The 20,210-nt window shown below is 33.8% G+C and carries 24 protein-coding genes and 1 riboswitch; of the genes, 12 read left to right on the top strand and 12 right to left on the bottom strand.

Annotated features, from left to right (window positions below; translation table 11 throughout):
- Positions 1-258 precede the first annotated feature (258 nt).
- The 6 genes from FLACHUCJ7_RS05370 to FLACHUCJ7_RS05350 all read left to right on the top strand — a co-directional run bounded on the left by FLACHUCJ7_RS05370 (position 259) and on the right by FLACHUCJ7_RS05350 (position 5,798).
- Positions 259-1,014 carry a methyltransferase family protein gene (locus FLACHUCJ7_RS05370; RefSeq protein WP_180908186.1) on the top strand — a complete coding sequence of 252 codons (756 nt, stop codon included), beginning with the start codon at positions 259-261 and terminating at the stop codon, positions 1,012-1,014.
- Positions 1,015-1,147: 133 nt separating this feature from the next.
- Positions 1,148-1,690: a cysteine hydrolase family protein gene (locus FLACHUCJ7_RS05365; RefSeq protein ID WP_180908185.1), complete on the top strand. Its 543-nt coding sequence runs from the start codon at positions 1,148-1,150 to the stop codon at positions 1,688-1,690.
- A 121-nt stretch (positions 1,691-1,811) separates the two neighbouring features.
- Positions 1,812-2,732: an HPP family protein gene (locus FLACHUCJ7_RS05360; RefSeq protein ID WP_180908184.1), complete on the top strand. Its 921-nt coding sequence runs from the start codon at positions 1,812-1,814 to the stop codon at positions 2,730-2,732.
- A gap of 86 nt (positions 2,733-2,818) precedes the next feature.
- The gene (locus FLACHUCJ7_RS05355) at positions 2,819-3,691 is read left to right on the top strand and encodes an AraC family transcriptional regulator (RefSeq protein ID WP_180908183.1); all 873 of its coding nucleotides are present in this window, start codon (positions 2,819-2,821) and stop codon (positions 3,689-3,691) included.
- A 28-nt stretch (positions 3,692-3,719) separates the two neighbouring features.
- Positions 3,720-3,899 carry a hypothetical protein gene (locus FLACHUCJ7_RS25610; RefSeq protein ID WP_379780286.1) on the top strand — a complete coding sequence of 60 codons (180 nt, stop codon included), beginning with the start codon at positions 3,720-3,722 and terminating at the stop codon, positions 3,897-3,899.
- A gap of 390 nt (positions 3,900-4,289) precedes the next feature.
- Complete coding sequence (locus FLACHUCJ7_RS05350; protein ID WP_180908182.1) at positions 4,290-5,798, top strand: PAS domain-containing sensor histidine kinase; 1,509 nt, start codon at positions 4,290-4,292, stop codon at positions 5,796-5,798.
- 586 nt (positions 5,799-6,384) lie between these two features.
- On the opposite strand, the gene chrA is transcribed toward FLACHUCJ7_RS05350, so the two are convergent.
- From chrA to FLACHUCJ7_RS05290, 12 genes are all read right to left on the bottom strand, one after another.
- On the bottom strand, positions 6,385-7,515 hold the full coding sequence (gene chrA, locus FLACHUCJ7_RS05345) for a chromate efflux transporter (RefSeq protein ID WP_180908181.1): 1,131 nt from the start codon (positions 7,513-7,515) through the stop codon (positions 6,385-6,387).
- Positions 7,505-7,936, bottom strand: coding sequence for a DoxX family protein (locus FLACHUCJ7_RS05340; protein WP_180908180.1), 432 nt, complete (start codon positions 7,934-7,936; stop codon positions 7,505-7,507). Before FLACHUCJ7_RS05340 ends, chrA begins: the two co-directional genes overlap by 11 nt.
- A gap of 352 nt (positions 7,937-8,288) precedes the next feature.
- Positions 8,289-8,873, bottom strand: a complete 585-nt coding sequence (locus FLACHUCJ7_RS05335) for a phosphatase PAP2 family protein (RefSeq protein ID WP_180908179.1) — start codon at positions 8,871-8,873, stop codon at positions 8,289-8,291.
- A gap of 228 nt (positions 8,874-9,101) precedes the next feature.
- A complete protein-coding gene (locus FLACHUCJ7_RS05330; RefSeq protein ID WP_180908178.1) occupies positions 9,102-10,412 on the bottom strand; it encodes a voltage-gated chloride channel family protein in 1,311 nt (436 codons plus the stop codon).
- A 30-nt stretch (positions 10,413-10,442) separates the two neighbouring features.
- Positions 10,443-10,509: riboswitch (Fluoride riboswitch) on the bottom strand.
- A gap of 191 nt (positions 10,510-10,700) precedes the next feature.
- Positions 10,701-11,843: a hypothetical protein gene (locus FLACHUCJ7_RS05325; protein WP_180908177.1), complete on the bottom strand. Its 1,143-nt coding sequence runs from the start codon at positions 11,841-11,843 to the stop codon at positions 10,701-10,703.
- Between the two features lie 297 nt (positions 11,844-12,140).
- The gene (locus tag FLACHUCJ7_RS05320; protein ID WP_180908176.1) at positions 12,141-12,533 is read right to left on the bottom strand and encodes a hypothetical protein; all 393 of its coding nucleotides are present in this window, start codon (positions 12,531-12,533) and stop codon (positions 12,141-12,143) included.
- Between the two features lie 17 nt (positions 12,534-12,550).
- A complete protein-coding gene (locus tag FLACHUCJ7_RS05315; RefSeq protein WP_180908175.1) occupies positions 12,551-13,009 on the bottom strand; it encodes a hypothetical protein in 459 nt (152 codons plus the stop codon).
- Between the two features lie 83 nt (positions 13,010-13,092).
- Positions 13,093-13,647 carry a hypothetical protein gene (locus tag FLACHUCJ7_RS05310; RefSeq protein ID WP_180908174.1) on the bottom strand — a complete coding sequence of 185 codons (555 nt, stop codon included), beginning with the start codon at positions 13,645-13,647 and terminating at the stop codon, positions 13,093-13,095.
- 76 nt (positions 13,648-13,723) lie between these two features.
- Entirely contained in the window at positions 13,724-14,500 is a 777-nt protein-coding gene (locus FLACHUCJ7_RS05305; RefSeq protein WP_180908173.1) for a DUF6602 domain-containing protein, read from the bottom strand.
- A 278-nt stretch (positions 14,501-14,778) separates the two neighbouring features.
- Positions 14,779-15,576, bottom strand: a complete 798-nt coding sequence (locus FLACHUCJ7_RS05300) for a hypothetical protein (RefSeq protein WP_180908172.1) — start codon at positions 15,574-15,576, stop codon at positions 14,779-14,781.
- A 39-nt stretch (positions 15,577-15,615) separates the two neighbouring features.
- Positions 15,616-16,197 (bottom strand): hypothetical protein, encoded by a 582-nt coding sequence (locus FLACHUCJ7_RS05295; protein WP_180908171.1) that lies wholly within the window; start codon positions 16,195-16,197, stop codon positions 15,616-15,618.
- A 275-nt stretch (positions 16,198-16,472) separates the two neighbouring features.
- On the bottom strand, positions 16,473-16,760 hold the full coding sequence (locus FLACHUCJ7_RS05290) for a hypothetical protein (protein WP_180908170.1): 288 nt from the start codon (positions 16,758-16,760) through the stop codon (positions 16,473-16,475).
- Between the two features lie 390 nt (positions 16,761-17,150).
- Here FLACHUCJ7_RS05290 and FLACHUCJ7_RS05285 point away from each other — a divergent pair, with 390 nt between their 5' ends.
- The 6 genes from FLACHUCJ7_RS05285 (at position 17,151) to FLACHUCJ7_RS05260 (ending at position 20,204) form a co-directional block, all read left to right on the top strand.
- Complete coding sequence (locus FLACHUCJ7_RS05285; RefSeq protein WP_180908169.1) at positions 17,151-17,528, top strand: single-stranded DNA-binding protein; 378 nt, start codon at positions 17,151-17,153, stop codon at positions 17,526-17,528.
- 45 nt (positions 17,529-17,573) lie between these two features.
- Complete coding sequence (locus FLACHUCJ7_RS05280; RefSeq protein WP_180908168.1) at positions 17,574-18,647, top strand: DUF932 domain-containing protein; 1,074 nt, start codon at positions 17,574-17,576, stop codon at positions 18,645-18,647.
- Between the two features lie 49 nt (positions 18,648-18,696).
- Complete coding sequence (locus FLACHUCJ7_RS05275) at positions 18,697-18,906, top strand: DNA-binding protein (protein WP_180908167.1); 210 nt, start codon at positions 18,697-18,699, stop codon at positions 18,904-18,906.
- Between the two features lie 68 nt (positions 18,907-18,974).
- Positions 18,975-19,349, top strand: a complete 375-nt coding sequence (locus FLACHUCJ7_RS05270) for a hypothetical protein (protein WP_180908166.1) — start codon at positions 18,975-18,977, stop codon at positions 19,347-19,349.
- A complete protein-coding gene (locus FLACHUCJ7_RS05265) occupies positions 19,333-19,968 on the top strand; it encodes a PRTRC system protein E (RefSeq protein ID WP_180908165.1) in 636 nt (211 codons plus the stop codon). The genes FLACHUCJ7_RS05270 and FLACHUCJ7_RS05265 overlap by 17 nt, the downstream gene beginning before the upstream one ends.
- Before the next feature lie 17 nt (positions 19,969-19,985).
- Complete coding sequence (locus FLACHUCJ7_RS05260) at positions 19,986-20,204, top strand: PRTRC system protein C (RefSeq protein ID WP_180908164.1); 219 nt, start codon at positions 19,986-19,988, stop codon at positions 20,202-20,204.
- Positions 20,205-20,210: the final 6 nt, after the last annotated feature.

Genomic DNA, 20,210 nt, shown 5'->3' with positions numbered 1-20,210 from the left:
AATTTTTGTACTTCTTGCAATTATTTTTCTGATAAAAATAAAATCAGTTACACTACAGTTGGTAAAGTCAAAAGAAGTAAATAACAAAGAAAACCCACTAGAAAAGGATTATCAATTTATAAAGGGACTGTATTAGTTAAAAAGTGTTCCACAAAAAAAGTTTCATTTAAATTTTGGTAGTCTGAAGCCCTGTTGCTGCTGACACACGCAGGGCTTCTTTTTTAAAGAAGTAATAAATCCTAAAATTATGGCTCAATAATGGCACTTCAGGAGGAGTTAGAAAAACAAGGTTTTAATCTTAGCACTTCAGCAAAGGGACTTCCTTTGTTTGTTTTGATTTTGGGTTATATATTTTTATTGACATCAGCTACTTATCCTGAAAATTATTTTTTTCAGAATTCGAAGTATGAATCAATCTATGAATTAACGTGCTTGCTTTTCAGCTTGCTTGGCTTTGCTGTTATGGTATATACCAATGGGTATTCTGCCAATGGAACTTCATTGGACAGTAGGGACAGGAGAGATGAAACGCTTAATAAAAACGGGGCTTATTCAGTAGTACGGCACCCGCTTTGTTATGGTATGCTTCTAATGTGGCTCGGACCGGCTCTGGTAACGGGTAATCTTTTTTTTATTATTTCCTTTCTGCTTTTCTGCTGTGTATTTTTTGAAAGAATTATGATTGCCGAAGAGATTCATTGCAAACGAAAGTATGGATTCAAATATTCAGTATGGGCAGAGCAGGTACCTGCATTAATTCCTAGTCTGCGTAAATTTAAAAAGCCGGATGAAAAATTTGACATTATACGTGCTTTTAAAAATAGTACTGGTAAATTTAGCCTGGTACTGCTGTCCTTTTTTGTATTTGACGGCTTAACGGAAATCTTCGCGCCAAAACCCGATTATAATGATCTTTATTTTATTATGCTGATACTCTTCATAACCATAACTGCTGCTGGTGAATTCGATGATAAATTAAAAAATGGTGCGAAGCAAAAGGATTATGATGCATAGTTCAGAACTATTAATATGGCTGCAAATTACTTTGCTTATCAAAATGGTATGCATTGAAACTGTTTTGGTATCTGATAGGGATAATCTAAGTTTTAATTTTGTAATAGATAAAAATTAAAAAAAATAAACTAAAATGAAGAAAGCCTTAATAATAATAGATGTACAGAAAGAATATTTTGAAAATGGCGCATTAGAACTGGTAAATCCAATTCCCGCAAGTGAAAATGCAAAAAGAGTGTTGGAGCATTTCAGGAAAGAAAATGACACCATTGTTCATGTGCAGCATATATCCGCAGAAGGAATTCCCTTTTTTGTATCTGGAACACAAGGGGTAGAAATTCATGAAAATGTAAAACCATTAGAAGGAGAAAAAATAATTACGAAACAATTTCCTAATAGTTTTAGGGGGACTGATTTGCTGGAATATTTGCAGTCAAATGAGATAACACATTTAGTAATTACCGGAATGATGACTCATATGTGTATTGATGCAGGAACAAGGGCTGCTTTTGATTTTGGATTTGAGTGCACAGTAATTGGTGATGCCTGCGCTACAATGGACCTTCAGATTAATGGTCAGAATGTTAAGGCTGCCGATGTACACAATGCCTTTTTAGCAGCATTAGAATTCTTTTACGCCAAGATTGTAACAACAGAACAATATCTGCTTTCGTAAATAGATCGCATATAAACAATCAATTTTATAAAATGAGCGGTAAATTATTACTGCTCATTTTTGTTGTTTTAAATTATTTGCAAATGAAATTGTAAATTTGCTCAACCAAGTTATATTTTCTATGAATAAAATATTTTACAATAAAAGCATAGTTGGATTTACAATCATTATTTTAATGATAATTGCCGCTATGGTTTTTAAAAGCAAGGAAATAATACTTCCGGAAATTGCTGCATTGGCTGTAGGATGTCTGGTTTATCAAAATCCAATATGGCTCTCGAAGCCTCTGCACCTATTTTTACTGCCTTCCATTACTGCTGTATTGGGCTTTTTAGTCAACATGCTTCCTATTGAATATGCTTACAAACTTGTTTTAATACTCGCTCTAATGTTGCTGGTTTTGAGACTTTTTAAAAGTTTCCTGGCTCCGGCATTGGCAACAGGTTTGCTTCCTGTGATAACTAATGCTAGTTCTTACTCTTTTATTATTTCGATTCTGCTTTTTACCTGTGCCTTATCATTGTATGTAGTTTTGTCAAATACTGAGAAAAAAAACATTGGTCTGCCAAAACAGGAGAATTCCAGGGACGGTATCCTTTATATGGTATTCATTGCACTATGGATTTTAATTTGTGATCAGGAAAAATGGATGTTTATGGCTGCTCTTCCTCCAGTAATTGTTACTGGTTATGAAGCGGCACACAAAGAGGTGTATGATATGGTAACCTTAAAAAAACAGATTGTCTGTCTTTTTTTAGCTTCGTTTGTCGGAATACAGGCCTTACATTTTTTGAATAACCTTCTCTTGGTTGTTTTGGCAGATATCCTGGCAGTAGCTTTAATTTTAAAGATTTTTAAATTCAGGCTTCCTCCGGCTTACGCTATGGCTATTCTTCCTATGATCCTCTATAATGCCTCTTACTCCTATTTTTATTTTCAGGTGCTGCTCATGTCTATCATCATATTTGGGGCTGTGTACCTTTATAAGAATTTCAGCATCAGAAAGAGTTTTGCACTTTTTTATAATGTGAAGAATAGATAAAAACGGTTGTGTTTAATTATACTATTTAAGAAGACCTGGGAAATTACAGCAACTAATTTCATATTTTAGATATTAAATAAATTAAAATGAAAACAGTCAAATTTCATAAAAGCGAATGTGGTGTTGAGATGCTTCTCAATGTATTGCACAGAGATGTGCTGAGCGAAACATATTTGGAACGTGATAGTTATAATACCGATTTTTTTGAAATTTTGCTTTTTAAAAAAGCTAAAGGATCTTTAATTTTAAATCAGCAGAAAATCAATATTTCTGACAATACAATTGTTTTTATTTCGCCTTTTCAGAAAAGACAATGGAACTTGGAGAAAGAGGGATTAGACTTCACTGTTTTGGTTTTTCAGGAAAATTTTCTTAACGATTTTTTCTCGGATAAATTCTTTACTTACCGGCTTCTTTATTTTTATCAGTTGAATTATCCCTTAAATATTACTATTGAAAATGAGCAGCTTCAAAAAGCATTGGATCAGCTTATGGAAATAAAATCGGAACTTGTAAATGGCAGGAAGGACAGCATTCATATCATACGCTCGTTAACGTACTACCTGCTTTTGAAGTTCAACAGAGTATATGCCGAGAGAAACAATCTCTCGATTGAAAGGGCCGAGAATAACTATGCTTATCAGTTCAAGCAGTTATTAGAGATGAATATCAGGGATAAACAGCGAATTGAGTACTATGCGGATTTATTAAATGTGAGCAGGATTACCATTAATACTTGTGTGAAAAAACAGTTTAATGTTACCGCTACCGAACTCTTGAAACAGAGACTGTTGTTTGAAATAAAAAATGACCTGATACATTCCGGAAAGACTATTGCTGAGATCGCTTATGATCTTCATTTTTCGGAACCCGGACATATGATGCGATTTTTTAAAACCCAAACCGGAATAACCAGCAGCGAGTTTATTTCAGATTATCAAAAGGGAATATTTTCTTAGTTTTCAGATGGAATAGGTATGACCTGTTATAATTTCGCAGCTGAGCCATACTTTGGTGCAGACTGCTGATACCATTATTATCGGGCGTTATGCAAGAACAATACCATTTGCTGCTGTCTCGCTGGTGCATTCGGGTTTTACGTTGGTTTTGGTTATTGGGTTAGCTTATGGATTAACACCTTTCATTTCGCAGAAAATAAAAAATTAAATTTTAAGGAATGTGCCCAACTTCTTTCTAACAGTTTATGGCTTAATATGGTAATTGCGGTACTCCTTTTTTTGCTCCATGTTTGCCGTGCAGCATGCCGATTGAAGAGGTTTTACAAATTGAAGACCAAGTTAAGAAAATGTTGTTTGATTTTGCAATTTAAAAGGTGCGCCAAATCGTAAACTTTAAAATAAGTGCTGACGAAATAATGCAAGGCAATAATAAGACTTTAATCAAAGGTAGGTAACAATAACTTATTAACTAATTAAAAATATTTTCATTACAGTAAAGAAACTATTTGATCTTAAAATTATAAAATAGTTTGTCAAAAATATGTAATAAATATAATTTTAAATATTTTATTTTCGTGTAAATCTAAGACAGCCAACGATGTATGATAAATTAATACTTTTAAAAGATATTGTTGATTATACCCCTCTGCCAATAGCGGTATACATTGGGGAAGAATTAAAAATAGAACTTGCTAATTCTGCCATGATTGAGATTTGGGGCAAAGGAGATGAGGTGGTCGGCAAAAATTATCTGGAGATTCTCCCTGAAATTGAAAAACAGCAAATTTTTGACCAGGCCCTTACTGTGTTTAAAACCGGAATTCCTTTTCATGCCAAGGACAAAAAAGTAGATCTTGTGATTAACGGAATTATGAAATCTCATTATTTTAACTATAGTTTCATACCTCTTTTTGATGCAGAAGCAAAAGTCTACGGTGTAATGAATACAGGTACTGATGTAACTGACCTGCATCTGGCAAAGGAGCAGGTTCAAAGTTCGGATGAAAGACTCAGAATGGCCATAGAGTCATCCGGAATGGGAACGTATGAAATAGACCTTATCACAAAGAAAATTTCTACTTGTGGAAATTTTAATGCCATCTGGTCAATTGACAATGAAATTACCAATGAGCAGCTTATTGCAAAACTGCATCCTGATGACCAGGAATTACGTGAGAAAGCCCATAAGCAGGCCCAGATTACCGGCAAAATATATTATGAAGCCCGAATCGTAAACGATGACCAAACCATAAAATGGGTAAAGATTAATGGTAAAATTATCAAGGATGAAAACGGCAGTCCCATAACTATTATTGGCATTATTCAGGATATTAATGAGCAGAAGCAATTTGAAGAGGAATTAAAAAAACAAGTAGCTGAAAATACCCGCGAACTTCGCAGATCCAATGATGATCTTTTACACTTTGCCAACGTAGTGAGTCACGATCTGAGAGAGCCTATTCGGAAAATTAGAATTTTCTATAATCTTTTAAGAAATGAAAAAGAAGCAGAGTTTAGTGAAAATGCTAAAAAATACTTCAATAAAATAGAACAGTCCTCCCAAAGGATGCAGAATATCATTGAGGGTATTCTAGCTTACTCGACTTTAGATAAAACCAGGCAGCCTATTGAAAAAATAGATCTTAATGAGGTTATTGAAAATATAAAAACAGATCTGGAGCTTGTCATAAAAGAGAAAGGTGCCATACTCATCACGTATGAATTTCCAGAGATAGAAGGCGCACCTATTCTAATTACACAGCTTTTTTATAACCTCATACAAAATGCACTTAAATTCTCAAAAGCAGACCAGCCTCCAAGGGTTATAATAACCTGTTGTGCCGTAAATATTGATGAAGTGGATTTCATACAAATTACAATCAAAGATAATGGTATAGGAATAGATCCTGCTTTTGCCGAGCGGATATTTACTGCCTTTGAAAGACTGCATTCCAAAGATCAGTATGAAGGAAATGGACTGGGGCTTTCCCTTTGTCGAAAAATTGCAAAAAGGCACAATGGCACAATTACCGCAACAGGCGAAAAAGACAATGGTGCTGAATTTACAGTAACCCTGCCATTAAAACATTTAACAGACACTATTTAAAGCTTATATGGACGTGCAAACAAAAAGTAGACAGTTAGTTAAGAAAAATTGAATTATAAATTAAAACTCACGTCCTTTCAATTGTTAAACATGTAAGCTGAAAAACATTACAGTATTCAAAACGAAGAACTCAATAAACATAAGGGATTACTAATCAATAAAATTCATCTAAGATTTTGTCGAACCATATAAAAGCCTTGAAAAAAAATGATTTTCATGCTTTTTTTCTTGTGAACTCCTTGGTACAAAATTCGAAACCTTTTACTTGAAGATTTTCAGCTTTTATAAAACTTGACAGAGGTTTGAAAAGAAAAGTATTTAATTTAAAAAATGTAATGAAAGTTAAAAATAGACCCGATCCAAATTCGGATTTAAAAACTTGCGCTCTGATGCGAATTTTTAAATACTTCTTCCCACAGATTTATTTAAATTCTGTTAACTTGGCGGAAGATGTATATGAGCCTTTTATAATCGAATCTCAAAGGAATCAGTTATATTTATTTACCTATGTGATGTGTAAGGGGAATAAATTATTACCATACTAATATAAAAAAAATATTAATTGCCTAATTTCAACTTTTTAAATCTAAATTATAGTCAATATATATCCTACTAGTGAACCTCCAAAAACTATAAAAGCACTATTGATTTTCTTGTAATTAAATAGTATAACAATACTTAACAGAGTAATTAAAATAGTTCGCCAGTCTGTTATCGTTTCTTTTCCCATTTCTAAACAGATTGAAACTATCATGGCAATAGAAGCTGCATTTACAGCATCTAAAAAAACAGAGAATGCCGCAGAGTTTCTCATTTTCTTAACCAGAGGATTTAACAGTGCAACAAAAAAGAAGGAGGGCAGGAAAATAGCAATAGTTGAAAGCACTGCGCCTGAGAATCCATTAATTTGATAACCAATAAAAGTTACGGATGAAAAAACGGGACCTGGTGTAAATTGCCCAACAGCAATTGCATCCATTAATTGCGTCCTTGACAAAAGACCTGTTGAAACTAATTCTGCATCTAGAAAAGCGAAAAGCACATAGCCGCTTCCGTATAAAATGGCACCAATTTTAAGGAAAATTAAAAATAAATTCAAGTTTGATGCAGTAATCAAATTATGAGTTGAAACCTGAAAAAGTGTCAGCGGAATAAAAGCATTTATACTTTTATTCGGGTTTTGTTTTAGATAATACATGATTAACGCCATTATTCCTGCACCAAACATTAAAAATAGTTCATTGTAATTTAGAAGTGAAAGCAGCAAAACGACACCTCCAATAATTCCTAATGGAATGGTTTTTAAAGATTGTTTTGCCAGGGGAAAAACCGCTGATAGAATTACAGCGATAATAGCGGGCTTTATACCATATAAAAATGGTTCTACTTCTGGAATTTGTCCATATTCTTTATATAACCATGCAAAAAATCCTGTAATAATTACAGCAGGGAAAATAAAACAAATTCCCGCAACAATCAGTCCTTTCCAACCTGCTTTTTCCTGACCAATGTGAATAGCCATTTCTGTACTATTGGGACCGGGTATTAAATTTGTTGCACCGATTAAGTCAAGAAAATGCTGCTGGGTAAGCCACTTTTTTTTAACTACTACTTCATCCTGCATCATTGCAATATGAACTGCCGGGCCGCCAAAACCAATAATGCCAAGTTTTAAAAATAATTTAGCAATTTCTTTTAAATTTTCTTTATCTTCCATTTGGGTTGATTTTCTTATCAAGTGACCATTTTCCTGCACCTTCAATCAAAAGAAAAATCCCTCCGAGCAGCATGGCCCAATCGGTTCTGCTGCCGTGAAGCATCTCCCAAAAACCTTCATTTTTTAATACCTCGGCTTTTGTTGTTGCCATTGCAACAAGCATAATTATAATAATTGGAATACTTGCTAAACGTGTAAAAAGCCCAATTAGGATTAATGCACCGCAAAATATTTCAAAAACACCAACAAAACCACCTAAAAATTCTGGTGCTGGTAAACCAATTTTTGTAAATCTTCCTGCGCCTAAAGTATCCGCAAACAAAAACTTCTGTATACCTTCTGAGAGAAATACTGCCCCAATGATCAGGCGTACCAAAATAGTTGTTTTTGAATTATCTGTATTTATTAATTGTTTCAACATAGTTAATTTTTATTTGAAAATCATCATTAGGGATAGGAGTTATTGTCACATTAAATCAATCCGGGTTTGCAAAATTTTAGTTTTACCTTATTGTTGATTGCAGGAAATTATAATAAAAGAATAAATGGAATATATTTTTTCATGCAAAAAATAATTTGAAGTAAATTTAAAATAAAGAAAGATAATTTGCTGTAAAAAAACAAATGACATATACTTGAATACACTAACTATAAAAATCATTAGATAGCGTTTTTCATTCTAAAACTACTATCTAAAATCAATGTTAATGGAGTATTTATAAGAAGACTTAATTATGAAATTTCTAAAAGTTACCATGAAGTCTATGGTTTCTTTATTTTTTTTGAAATATCTGTAATCTTGCAAAAAAAGCACTTTTTAAAATTCTAATTAAGACCACTGCGAAAAATATTCCAATTAATGCTGCAACTATTACATCTACTGGATAATGGACACCATTGTAAATTCTGCTGTAGGCTACCAGAACGGCCCAAAAACCTAAAATCCATTTTAAAGGATTGTATTTTTCAGGAAGCAAGAGTATCAAAAAAGCTGCTAGTCCGAAATCGTTGGCAGAATGAGACGAAACAAAACCGTATTGGCCTCCGGGTCCCGCTTCACTTAAATGGATTAGATCCTTTAACAACGGCTCATGCGAGGGACGTAAGCGTTTTACTGTATTTTTGATTAAGTGAGATGCAGTCTGGTCACAAAGTGTAATCAGGATTCCAATACTAATTAGGATATAAATACTTTGTTTTTTGTATTCCCTGATAAGCAGCAATACCATAATCAAATAAAATGGAATCCAAAATAGCTTATCACTTGCCCAATACATGAGAGGATCAAAAAAGGTATTGTGTTTACCATTGAGGTAGAGAAATAGTTCGGTATCAAATTGGTTTATTTTTTCGAGCATGATGTTGTTTTTTAAAGACTGTTTTTACTATTAAAATTGTTTTTTATTTTTGGTTCCAATGGGTTTTACTTTGCTTGAGGATTTAAGTTCTTCTTTGGGTTTCTTTTGATTCGCCAATATCATTTAATGAATGTCCAGATTGCTTAAACTTATATAATGCGCAAATTCACAAAATAATTTATTTTTCTGTTTTGTAACTCTATACTGTTTTTCTGCTGCTTCAGGGGTTTATAATTGATTAATATTTTTCCCTGAATAACTCTCAAAACGCGAGTTTTTAGGCTCTCCAACGACTTGTCTGCTATAGATACTATTGTGACCGGAGAGCAGATAAGAAACCACACAGGCAATAGCGGCATAAATACCGCATTCTGCCCCAAAGAGTTCAATTGCCATTAACATACAGGCCAAGGGTGTATTGGTTGCCCCTGCAAAAACCGCTACAAATCCCATCCCTGCTAAAAGACCTGTAGGTAAGGGGATAAAGAGCGATAAAGCACTCCCCAGGGCAGCACCGATGAAAAATAAGGGTGTCACTTCTCCGCCTTTAAAACCGGCAGAAAGTGTGAGAATTGTAAAAGCCATTTTTAAAGCAAAATCGTAGAATGGAAGCTGCTGGTCAAATGACTCCAAAATCGTTGGAATGCCTAAACCGATATATTTTGTTGTGCCGATTGCAAATACGGCGGCAGAAACAATTATACCGCCGATAAATGGTCGAAGGGGCGCATAGGTAATTTTGCTTTTAAAAACAGCCGAAACATAATGTATGGTTTTGCTAAATGAAGCCGCGCACAAACCAAATGCAATACCTGCTAAAATGCTGTAAATAATAGGAAGTGCTGCGATATGGGGAATAATGGGTATATGATAATGGGTGTGTTTAACCTGCCAGAGACTGGTGACTAAATCGGCAAGAATTGCTGAGGCAAATGCGGGAAAGATGGCGTCGTATTTTATTCGACCGATTAAAAATACTTCTAGGCCAAATACAGCTCCTGCAAGCGGAGTGCCGAAAATGGAGCCAAAACCTGCCGCTATAGCTGAAATCAGCAATATTTTACGTTCACCTGAATTGAGTTTGAAAGGTTTGGTAAACTGATCTGCAATGGCTCCTGCCATTTGTAACGCAGTTCCTTCACGACCTGCAGAACCACCAAAAAAATGGGTCGTTATAGTTCCAATATATACAAATGGAGCCATCCTAAAAGGAATTGTTTTTTTGGGATCGTGTATGCTGTCGATAAGTAGATTATTTCCGGCCTCAATGTCTCTGCCTAAATAATTATAAAGCAGGCCAATCAGTAACCCTCCGATAGGAAGCAGTGCAATCAACCATAAATGATTTTCTCTGAAATTAGTAGCCCAGTTAAGAGAAACTAAAAATCCTGCCGAGGCGGAACCTATACAAATGCCTAAAATTAAACAGATTAATAACCATTTAATGATATACGGGATTGCCGGGAATTTTCTAAAAAATAAATTGAAACGAATTTGAGTTTTTTTGGCTGCTGATTTCTTTTGCTTACGATTGGTCATAATTATCCTGATTAAATGTGTAATACATTACTATAATCAGGCGCCATCAGCACTTAAAAGCGGTTGGGTTAGGAAGAACACCATTTCCTATTGAAGCGTAAAATTAAACTTTATTTTTATTTCAGCAAAATTTTTGTCCCAAATTTTCGGATCAATTAATTAAGGTAATCGTTCGATTATTCGAAAGTATGCAGCTGTAAGGTTGTTTTCCATTAATCTATATATAAAACCCTAAAAGACTACGACATAAACGTTTTCCTTAACCAAGACGATTAGCAAAAGTTTTTTTTATTCTGCAGTGTAAATATGTCCTTTTTGAGGTTCTCCATTTTCTTTGTTCACAATTGTCGGCTTAATCCAAATCAGTTTAGCTTCAGATAAAGCGATTCCAAAAAGCTGGTTTCTCCAATGACCTCTTCTCCAATGAGGTGATACTTCACTTTCACGATTAAAGTTATTTCTATTGTTATCTTTAAAAGAACTTCCAACAAATTTAATTTTCGAAAAACCATTTTCGCTTATTTTGCGTTCAATTTTTTTTCTATCATTATTATTTACTGAAAAGTTAATTTTTTTGTTGTAATTATGAGGTAAATCAACAGGATAAGATGATGTTATTTCTTGAGCTTCTTTAGGAAGCGATAAGTATAGCAGACTATTTACTAAAACTTTACATGTTCTTTCAATAAAATCAATTTGATAATTATAAGCATCCAAGTGGTAATCTTCAATTTCTTCACTGTTTTCAGGAAAATATGATGATTTAAACATTTTTTTTGTGTCCGAAATTGCATCTTCTATTGTTAAAACGCTCTCTATTTCATCATTAATGAAATAAAAAGAATAATGCCAAAAATTCACTCCACCAATTCCGTCTCCGTAACTATCCCAAATTTTATCATAGAACTTTAATTTCATTTCTTCAAAGTCTCCAACGAAATCAAAACTTATTGCGTAAAGATAGATTAATGGGTTTTCATCTTTAAATGTATTTTCCATCGCACGCCTGTCTATTGATACATAAACACCATCAATTATTTTGGTATTGTCATTTGAGACAGGTATTTCTAGTTGTTTTAGTGAAACATAAAAATTATCATAAGGTAAATTAAAAGATTTGTATGTAACATCACCGACATCAGTTTTTTCAAGCATTTGGAGCAATTCTTTTGAGAAAGAAAAAATATTACGTCCATTTTTATACCAATTTAGCCAATTATTATAGTTCTCTTTTATGTATTTATTCTTAGTAAGATTGTAATGATTTTTATCAAAATCTTTAATTCTTGACACATAATTCCCATTTTCAAATATTCGCTCATATTCAGGCTGAAGCTTATCTAACAACTCCTTATTTCCCATGAGTTCTCGGAAATTATATGCTTTATCAATTGAATATGGAAAGTAATATTTTAGTTCATTCTCTGTCATTCTTCCTAGTTTTTTTTTAAATATCTGCTATAAACGTTAGGCCGTTTTCACGATGTTACTTGAAAAACGGGCTGATTTCTCTCTGCCTTAGTATAATGCTGCTTCATGAGAAACTTTCATCTTACAGCTACCCAAAAGCACACAATGATTTGTAACGTAGGTAATGGGTTCGGCGATTCGATAAGATTTATTTACTATGGCGATTTGGTAATACCACTCTATTATCACGAACCAATTGCAGTTTGTTTTTATACATAATCAACTTTTTAACTTCAACATTAAATGTACAACATTCAATTATTGTATCGGGACAACTATCCTTTCTTTAACTTCAGTCGACCATTGAACTTGCCAAACTCGTCCATCAAGCTGGTCAAGCAAAATGAAATTATAAATATTTTGCGTTGGATAAAGAAAGAATCTTCCCGTTTTTTCTTCTTGGCTGGAAGCAAATTTTTTTAGAGATAAAGGAGTTTCGAATTGATTCTTTCCTGTGTCCCATTGAACTTGCCACATTTGTCCATTTCTTGTATCCAGTTTAATAAACGTATACATATTCCGTGTCGAAAAAAGTCGATATGCAATATTACTATCTCCAGAAATATTTTGCGTAGGTACTCCAGTTGTATTCTGAGCAAGAGCCGTAATTGATGCTAAACCAATAATTATAAAAAATACTATTCTTTTCATAACAGTCTGTTTATATTTTACTTACCAGTCTTATTTATACTTTTTTGTTTTTCTAATTTTAATTCTAAATAATTTATCCTTTTTTTCAATTCCTTACTCTCAAAATTATCAGAGCTTATTTTATAAATTGTAATCATAAAAGAAAAAATTGCAAGTATTGAGGTTGTGAATAAAGCCAAGTCTTTTAACCGAGCAACTACATAATCATATTGTTTTTCTCTGTAAAAATTTGTTTTTTCTTTAGCAATTCCAGAGTCGCTAATTTTAAATTTTTCACCATCTTTTCTAAAGTCGACAAGATTCAATTCTTTAAGTTCATATAAAGCAGCCTCAACTTTAGTAATCGTAAAATTTACTTTTGCTGCGATTTTTTCAGAGTTGAAAGCATACAAATCTAAATTTTCTTGGTTGTGTTTTTTATACTCATCTTTTAAATGAGTTAATATTTTTTGATGAGTTTTGTATCTATTTAGCATGATTTTCAAAATATGGCTGGTACCGTCAGTTTGTATAAAAAACCTCCATTTTTTTATATTCGGACTCCTATTGTTATAATTTTTTATTTCTTTTTTCCGAATTTTGAAAATAATTTTTCTCTTCCACTGTCATTATAAACATATGGCTTTGAAAATTTTTCATCTAAGTTATTTTTAATTGTGCCAAAATCTGCCCCAATAAATTTTTCTAATTCAGATTTTTTAACGTTTATAGAATTGACAGTTCCTTTATTAGGCAAAATAATTTCTACTTGATCAAGGAAATCAAGTTTCGTCATTAATTTAATTGACCCATCAACAAGTGCTTTTTCAATAGCATCTGAGGAATTCCAATAATTTTCTAAATCTAATTCAGTTAATCCTGATTGAGGATTTAATTTTTTGTATTCATTATAATCTTTGACATATTCAATTATTGCTTTTCCGTTTTTAAGTTCAACTTTTTTTATTGAACCACCTGCTCTTAATCTTGAAGATTCAACTTCTAATTTTTCCAAATTTGAAGTTTCAGTTTTTGGAGCTACTATTACAGTTTCAGTTTTTTCAGATTTCGGATTTCCGCAACTAAAAAATAGCATTGAAATAATAATTGCAAATGTAATTCGTGTATTTTTCATTAGTTTATTTTGGTTATTAAATTTTGAATTCTATCATTTTGCTTAAATATCACGTAACTCCAATTACGCCTCGTTTTTATAGGCAAACTGTTCTGTTTCTTTTGATCTCTTTCGTTCCTTCTATGGGAAAGTCCATAAAATATCTGTCACTCAAATCTGCAGTTGTAGTCATATGAATAAGATTTGAAATAAAATACGAATGAGATAATCCGTCTAACTTATAAACATTATAGAAATTGGAGTCGCAATTTGCTTGAATTGGCGGATACAACCCTTCACTTGTCAACCAATGACGTATAAATATGTTACCACCTAATGAAAAATGATTAATTATTCCTTCTGAAAGTCTTAATGATTCATCAATAATGGATGACTTTATCCCTCCTTGATAATCAAAAGAAATAAGACCTCTGAATATTCGATTGTTATCTGTTCTTGACAATTCTGGAAATCTAAGAATCGAACTGAAATTTTCAACAACTTTATACAATCCATTCTTATGTGTTCGACTTGACGATACTTTTGATTTAACTTCTATTAATGCTTTAACGCTATTTTGTGTAACAATTACAAAGTCTCCTTCTTTAAATATCGTAGGTTGAGTATTGTCATAAATTAATATATCGATCTGTTTTGAAACAGTATTTTCAGTAGGAGAAATTTGATTCAGAACAAATCCTGTCCCAACAGATAAATTATTCGGCAATCTACTTCTTAAAATAGATTTAAGTTTTTCTTCTTTATATCTTCCGTCTTCTCCCCAATGAGCATCTCCAATTAAATTTCTTACTCGATTTTTTATTGTGTCAAGTTCACGATTAATCGAGAGTTGGTATTCTAATGTGTTAATCATATAAAATTTTATTTAAGGAGCAAGTCTTTTTGGTTTCAAAATGAGGTACAACGTTAGGCTGTGAAAAAACTAAAATTACCCTCTTGAGAAACCCGTATTTGAGTTTTTTCTTTGGTAGCTATCCGAATACTGCTTAAATTTTCAGAGGTTTTTTCACAGCCTGACGTCTTGGTGCTACAAGATATTGCGAGTTATAAAACTGAGTATTTCCGGCTAAACGTAAATGTGATAAAAAATACTAATTCCACTTTAACTTATAAAATACCTTGTAACGGCCGTTAGCTGCTGTACATTGGTATGCAAATTTTATTTTGTATCAAATACTCAAAAGTTAATAAATCATATTTGTATGGTTTTTTAATACTTTCTATTACTATTACATATGTTTTTTCTATGTTACGTGGATTAAATTCATCGGAATTTAATGAATTAAAAATTTCTTTTAATTCATCAGCTTCAAGCAAATTACGGACGATAATGTAAATGTTTTTATCTTGATTAAAGCGCGCATCACCGCAATTTTTGTCACTAACTCTTATTATTTCATCATTTTTCCAAATTGGGAAATAATCCCCTTTTGAAAATTCAAAACAATTTCTCCATCTCCATTCTCTTTCATGTGTCCAATCATTTTTATCTGAAAAATCAGTCAACATATACCTATATTGTTCTTCCTCGGGTAGATGTGGTGTAAACCATTCTCCGTTTTCAGAATGTGTTTCGTCATTATTTCCCCGGGTTAGTCCGTAAATTACATTTCGGGCTCCTTTTTTAAACATAAAATCTTTAGAAATAGCAATTCCATATAAATCAATTTTTTCAATATCATTTCTATTTTGTACATATGTTAAGAAACTAAACAAAGGCATTTCCGTAAAACAAACAGCTGGATATTTTCCGAAAATTGTTCTTTTGGTGTTTCTAACAGACCAGCCTGCTTTTAATTTTCCACTTTTGATGATTTTTTTTAAGTTTTGAAATGCGGTACTATCATCGTTTTTTCTTGTGAAATGAATTAGATAATCCGACATGTCAAATCTATTTTTATAAATTTTTTGTAATAATTCTAGGCTCATTTTTTGTTTTATAATAACGTATGTTTGGCAGTAGTATTTTTATTTATTATTAGGAATTATAGATAATCCTCGACCAAAAATATATTCATATTCAAGTGTGTGAATTTTAAATATAAATTTAAATTCTCCTTCAATTCTTGTTATTTTATCAGTATCGATTAATATTTCTATTTCTGAACTAAATTGTATTATTTTGCCAAACCAATTTTTTCTTTCAGGTATATGGTAAATTAATGAAAATTTCTTGCTCAATGGGTAATATGTATATGAATTTCCCAAACAATCGGCTCTCAATTGTTCGTCAAAACTTCTATTGTCTTTTAGATAAGTATAATCTTTTTCACGGCAATAATCGTTAAGTAAATTCCAAGCATTTTCTTTTGCTTCTTTACCTTCAATGTCAAATTTCATCCAACTATTTAGAAATTCAAGAGCATTTTCTTTATTTCTATATCTTGTTTCTATTGCATCAAATAAAATTTTATTTTTTTCTTTGAAAACTTTTTTGACATTATCGGGGTCGATTGGTTGTAAATTGTCAAGTTTTTCACGAACATTATCATTCAATAAAATTTTATACTGATCCCAAGTTATAAATATATTTAAACCTTCTATTATCATTTTATTAAACATATTGAATTCTCCTCTTCTGCGGTAATATTACTGCCAACTTAATTACATGTGTGATAAATGTATGAAAAAATTGTGTTACGAATTTATAAATATATTTTTACAAATCATTAAACACACTTTTAATTTGCGGAAAGTTTTTTTTAATTGCATTGGTATATATTTCGTTTGTTTTACTACTTTTTTGAGTTTACGTAGCCATTTATTTCTGTTTTTTTATCTCATTCAGCAATTGTTGCCTCTATCTCTGTATTCAGAACACAATTTTATAGTTTTATCAGTAAATCAATTTTACTTCTGTAACCAGGATGATAAGATGGTAGATAACTGATATATTCCATTTCCTGCAATTGCTTAAAATACTTGTGGTATGTGGGTAAAGTATGGATATGCGCTAAGGCCATAATTTTGCTTCTGCTCACATTTATGGATTTTTTTTGTCCCTGACGGTATCCCAGATATAGGATAGCACTCAACAGGGCAAAATGCCAGACATTCAGTCTGCTGTCATTTTCAATGATAGCCAGATAATCTAATAGTTCTCCTAAGTCCATGATTATTATTCTTCGCTAAACAGCTTTCTTAGGTCTGTATTTGGCTGGCTGAGTCAGTTCCAACACTGTTTTTGTTGTTCTGCATTGATACGCAGAATAAACATCGAATCCAGATACCAGAATACTTTCCAATACGAAAAAGGATAAAAAGGCAGCTAAGGTATTATGGACACCCGCCGAATCCCCCGCCAAAAGACTACGGCATAAACGGTCTCCTCCCCTAAAGGGTACCCCTCCAATTATTCCGTTTCCTTTTGGCCTTCCGCATTGTCCATACCTTTTTATGGCTTTCTTTTTTTCCGTTTTTTCTTTTGGATAAATATTTTTTGAGGCAGGCAGGTTAAGAGAAAAACAAACGTAACAGGATTGTATAACACTAAAAAAACGATTATGAACATCATTGGAAGGGTGACATCAGATGCGCAGGTACGCAATGTGTCGAACAGCAAAACAGTAGTAAACTTTTCAGTAGCTATCAACGAGAGCTACAAAAATAAAGCGGGCGAGCGCATAGAGCAGACAACGTACTTCGACTGCGCTTATTGGATTAGCTCCAAGGTTGCCAAAATACTTACCAAGGGTTCTCTTGTGGAACTCACAGGCACGGTAAGCGCAAGGGCATGGACAGGCAGTGACGGGGAAGCCCGCGCAGGACTGAATTTCAATACCTCCCAAATCAAACTGCATGCGGGCGGTAAAAAATCGGAAACGGCACAGGCTAACAAAGGAACAAGCAATGAGAAGCCTGAAAACGATCTCCCATTTTAATCAAGAAGTATTCAAATAATTATCAAATTTTTAAATCATTTTATCATGGCACATAATATCAATTTCAACGAGAAAACAGGACGTTATTCATTCTTTAGTGTTCAACAGAAAGCGTGGCACGGTTTAGGGCAAATCGTTTCAGAGTACCCAACCAGTGAAGAAGCTATAAAGCATGCAGGATTGGATTACCAAGTCGCAAAATCCCCGCTCTTTACCAAAGGTTCGGGCATTATTGAAACGGCTAACGGCATTGAAATAGGCAGTAACGAATTGGAAGTACCTAATTATTTCGCCAACATCCGCACCGATAACAATGCAGTATTGGGCGTGGTAGGCAAAGACTACCACATTGTACAAAACCGTGAAGCCTTCAACTTTTTTGATGCCATTGTAGGGGGTGGCGATGGAATTCTCTACGAAACCGCAGGAGCATTGGGACAGGGAGAACGCATATTTATCACAGCCAAACTGCCTGATTATATCCGTGTGGGCAATGGTGATGATGTAACCGAGCGTTACATTTTCCTGACCACTTCGCATGATGGCAGTGGAAGCATTACAGCCGCATTTACACCTATCCGGATTGTATGTCAAAATACCCTTAATGCTTCATTACGTTCGATGACCAATGTAGTGCGTATCAAACACACTTCAGGGGCAAAACAGCGTATTGAGAACGCACACAAGATTATGGGACTCGCCAACACACTCAGCAGTCAATTGGAGGGCATATTCAATAAGTGGGCAAAAGTTAAGGTAACTGACCAAGAAGTAAGAAAGCTAATCCAATTGGCACTCTGCCCGAACAAGGAAACCCTTGACTTAATTAAAAAAGGTGCGGAAGATGAAATTTCAACCGTGTTCAAAAACACCGTTGATGATGCTTTTTCCTATGCGATGATAAGCGAAACCCAGCAGATGGACACCACAAAAGGCACTTTGTTCGGGGCATACAATGCAGTTACTGGCTACTATCAAAATGTACGTAGTTACAAAAATGACGAAGCAAAGTTGCAGAGTATTGTATTAGGTGGTACGGCACAGCTAAAGTCCCAAAAGGCTTTTGAACTGTGTACCTCATTTGTAACAGATGGCGCAGAAATCCTGCATTTTAATTAAATAACCCACGGCTACCGCCTTAATCGGTGGTAGCCTTTAAATTCAAATTATGAAGAAATTCAAATCATTAGAAGGAGCGAAAAGCAACGCTAAGGCGAAAAGTCTTGACAAGAAATACAAAGACAAGACTTTATATATCATCCATTGTAACCGAACAGGAAATTTCTATGTAGATACCGATAGCTTAATACGAGTTTGGGAACAGCTTTTGGGCTACTACAATAATGGAGTTTATACGTCAGAAAAAGCACCCTTATAAAGCTATACAGGGATGGTAAGAGAAAATAATGAGCCTTAATTAACTTGAATGACCTAAAAATAAAAATCATGGTACAGCAAGACGGAGACAATTTTGAATTTGCGGAATATCTCTATAATGAATTTGTAGAGAACCACCGTAAATATGGTAAAGATGCCAGAGTGTATTGGTATGTTTTGGGCAGTTACATAAAACTTGGTCTTTCAAAAGAAAATCAAGCAGAGGAAAGACAATATGCCCAAAAGCTTTCCAATATAATCGGGGAAGCCGTAAGGGATTGGAATACCCATCTGCTACTCCTTAGAGGAGAGCAGGGAGAACAGGAATACAAACAGCAGATGGAGCAATTCATCAAACGCCTTTGGGCGTTAGGGCATGATGAACAAAGTATCATAGAATTAATCATTAAAAAATTAAAATTAAATTATGGCAACGATAACTAATTTTTTCAATCAGATAGCACAGTTGAATTTTACAGGTAACCTGCAACTGACAATAGCAAAGGGAGCAGATAACAACCTTATAATATCGATAATGCTCCAAAACGATGGGTGCGGGGATACTGCAAAGAACATCATACCGCCCCTTAATCTTCGGGGAACAGCCGAGGAACTTGATAACGGTTTTTTTCAGACCATAACTACGCCCATACAGACTGCTTCGGGCTTAATGGTCAATATGGAAGACTTTATGAAGCAGTTGGAAGAAGCCAAAAAGCAATCGGCAATGGAAAAGGAAAAAGCCGACAAGCAGAAGAAAGAGCAGGAAGCCAAAGACAAGAAGTTTAATGATGCAATGGTAAAAGCGGACGAACTCGAAAAAGAAGGCAGATTCCGTGAAGCATGGATGAAAGTGCCCGAAATAACAGCTTTTCCTGAAAAAGCAGACGAGATACGCAGACGTAAAACAGCATTGTCCGACAAGTTTGCGACACCGAGCCTTTTCGGAGCAATGGAAGAAGCAAAACCCGAACCATCCAAAGAGGGACTTTATCCCGATTATGCAATAAACGATGCAGAACAGGAAATGGAGTTGGAAAACAAAGACGAGCAGGAATATTAACCCCAAAATCAGAAACTATGTTATTAGCAACGCAATTGGAACGAGTGTTTATACTCAAGGATAAAGGACAGGACATCAGACTTACCGACCCCGAACCACGTTGGAGCGTGGAAGCCGTAATGAATTTTTATGCCAATACGTACCCAATACTGACCACTGCAAAAGTATCTGCTCCACAAATCAGGGACGATGCAGTTGAGTACAAATTTGAAAGTGTAATGGGTACGAAAGGTTAAACCAAA

Source organism: Flavobacterium salmonis (genome assembly GCF_903819435.1).
Classification (GTDB): domain Bacteria; phylum Bacteroidota; class Bacteroidia; order Flavobacteriales; family Flavobacteriaceae; genus Flavobacterium; species Flavobacterium chungangense.
Note: the sequence above shows the minus strand (reverse complement) of the source record. Positions and strands in the feature narration are given on the sequence as shown.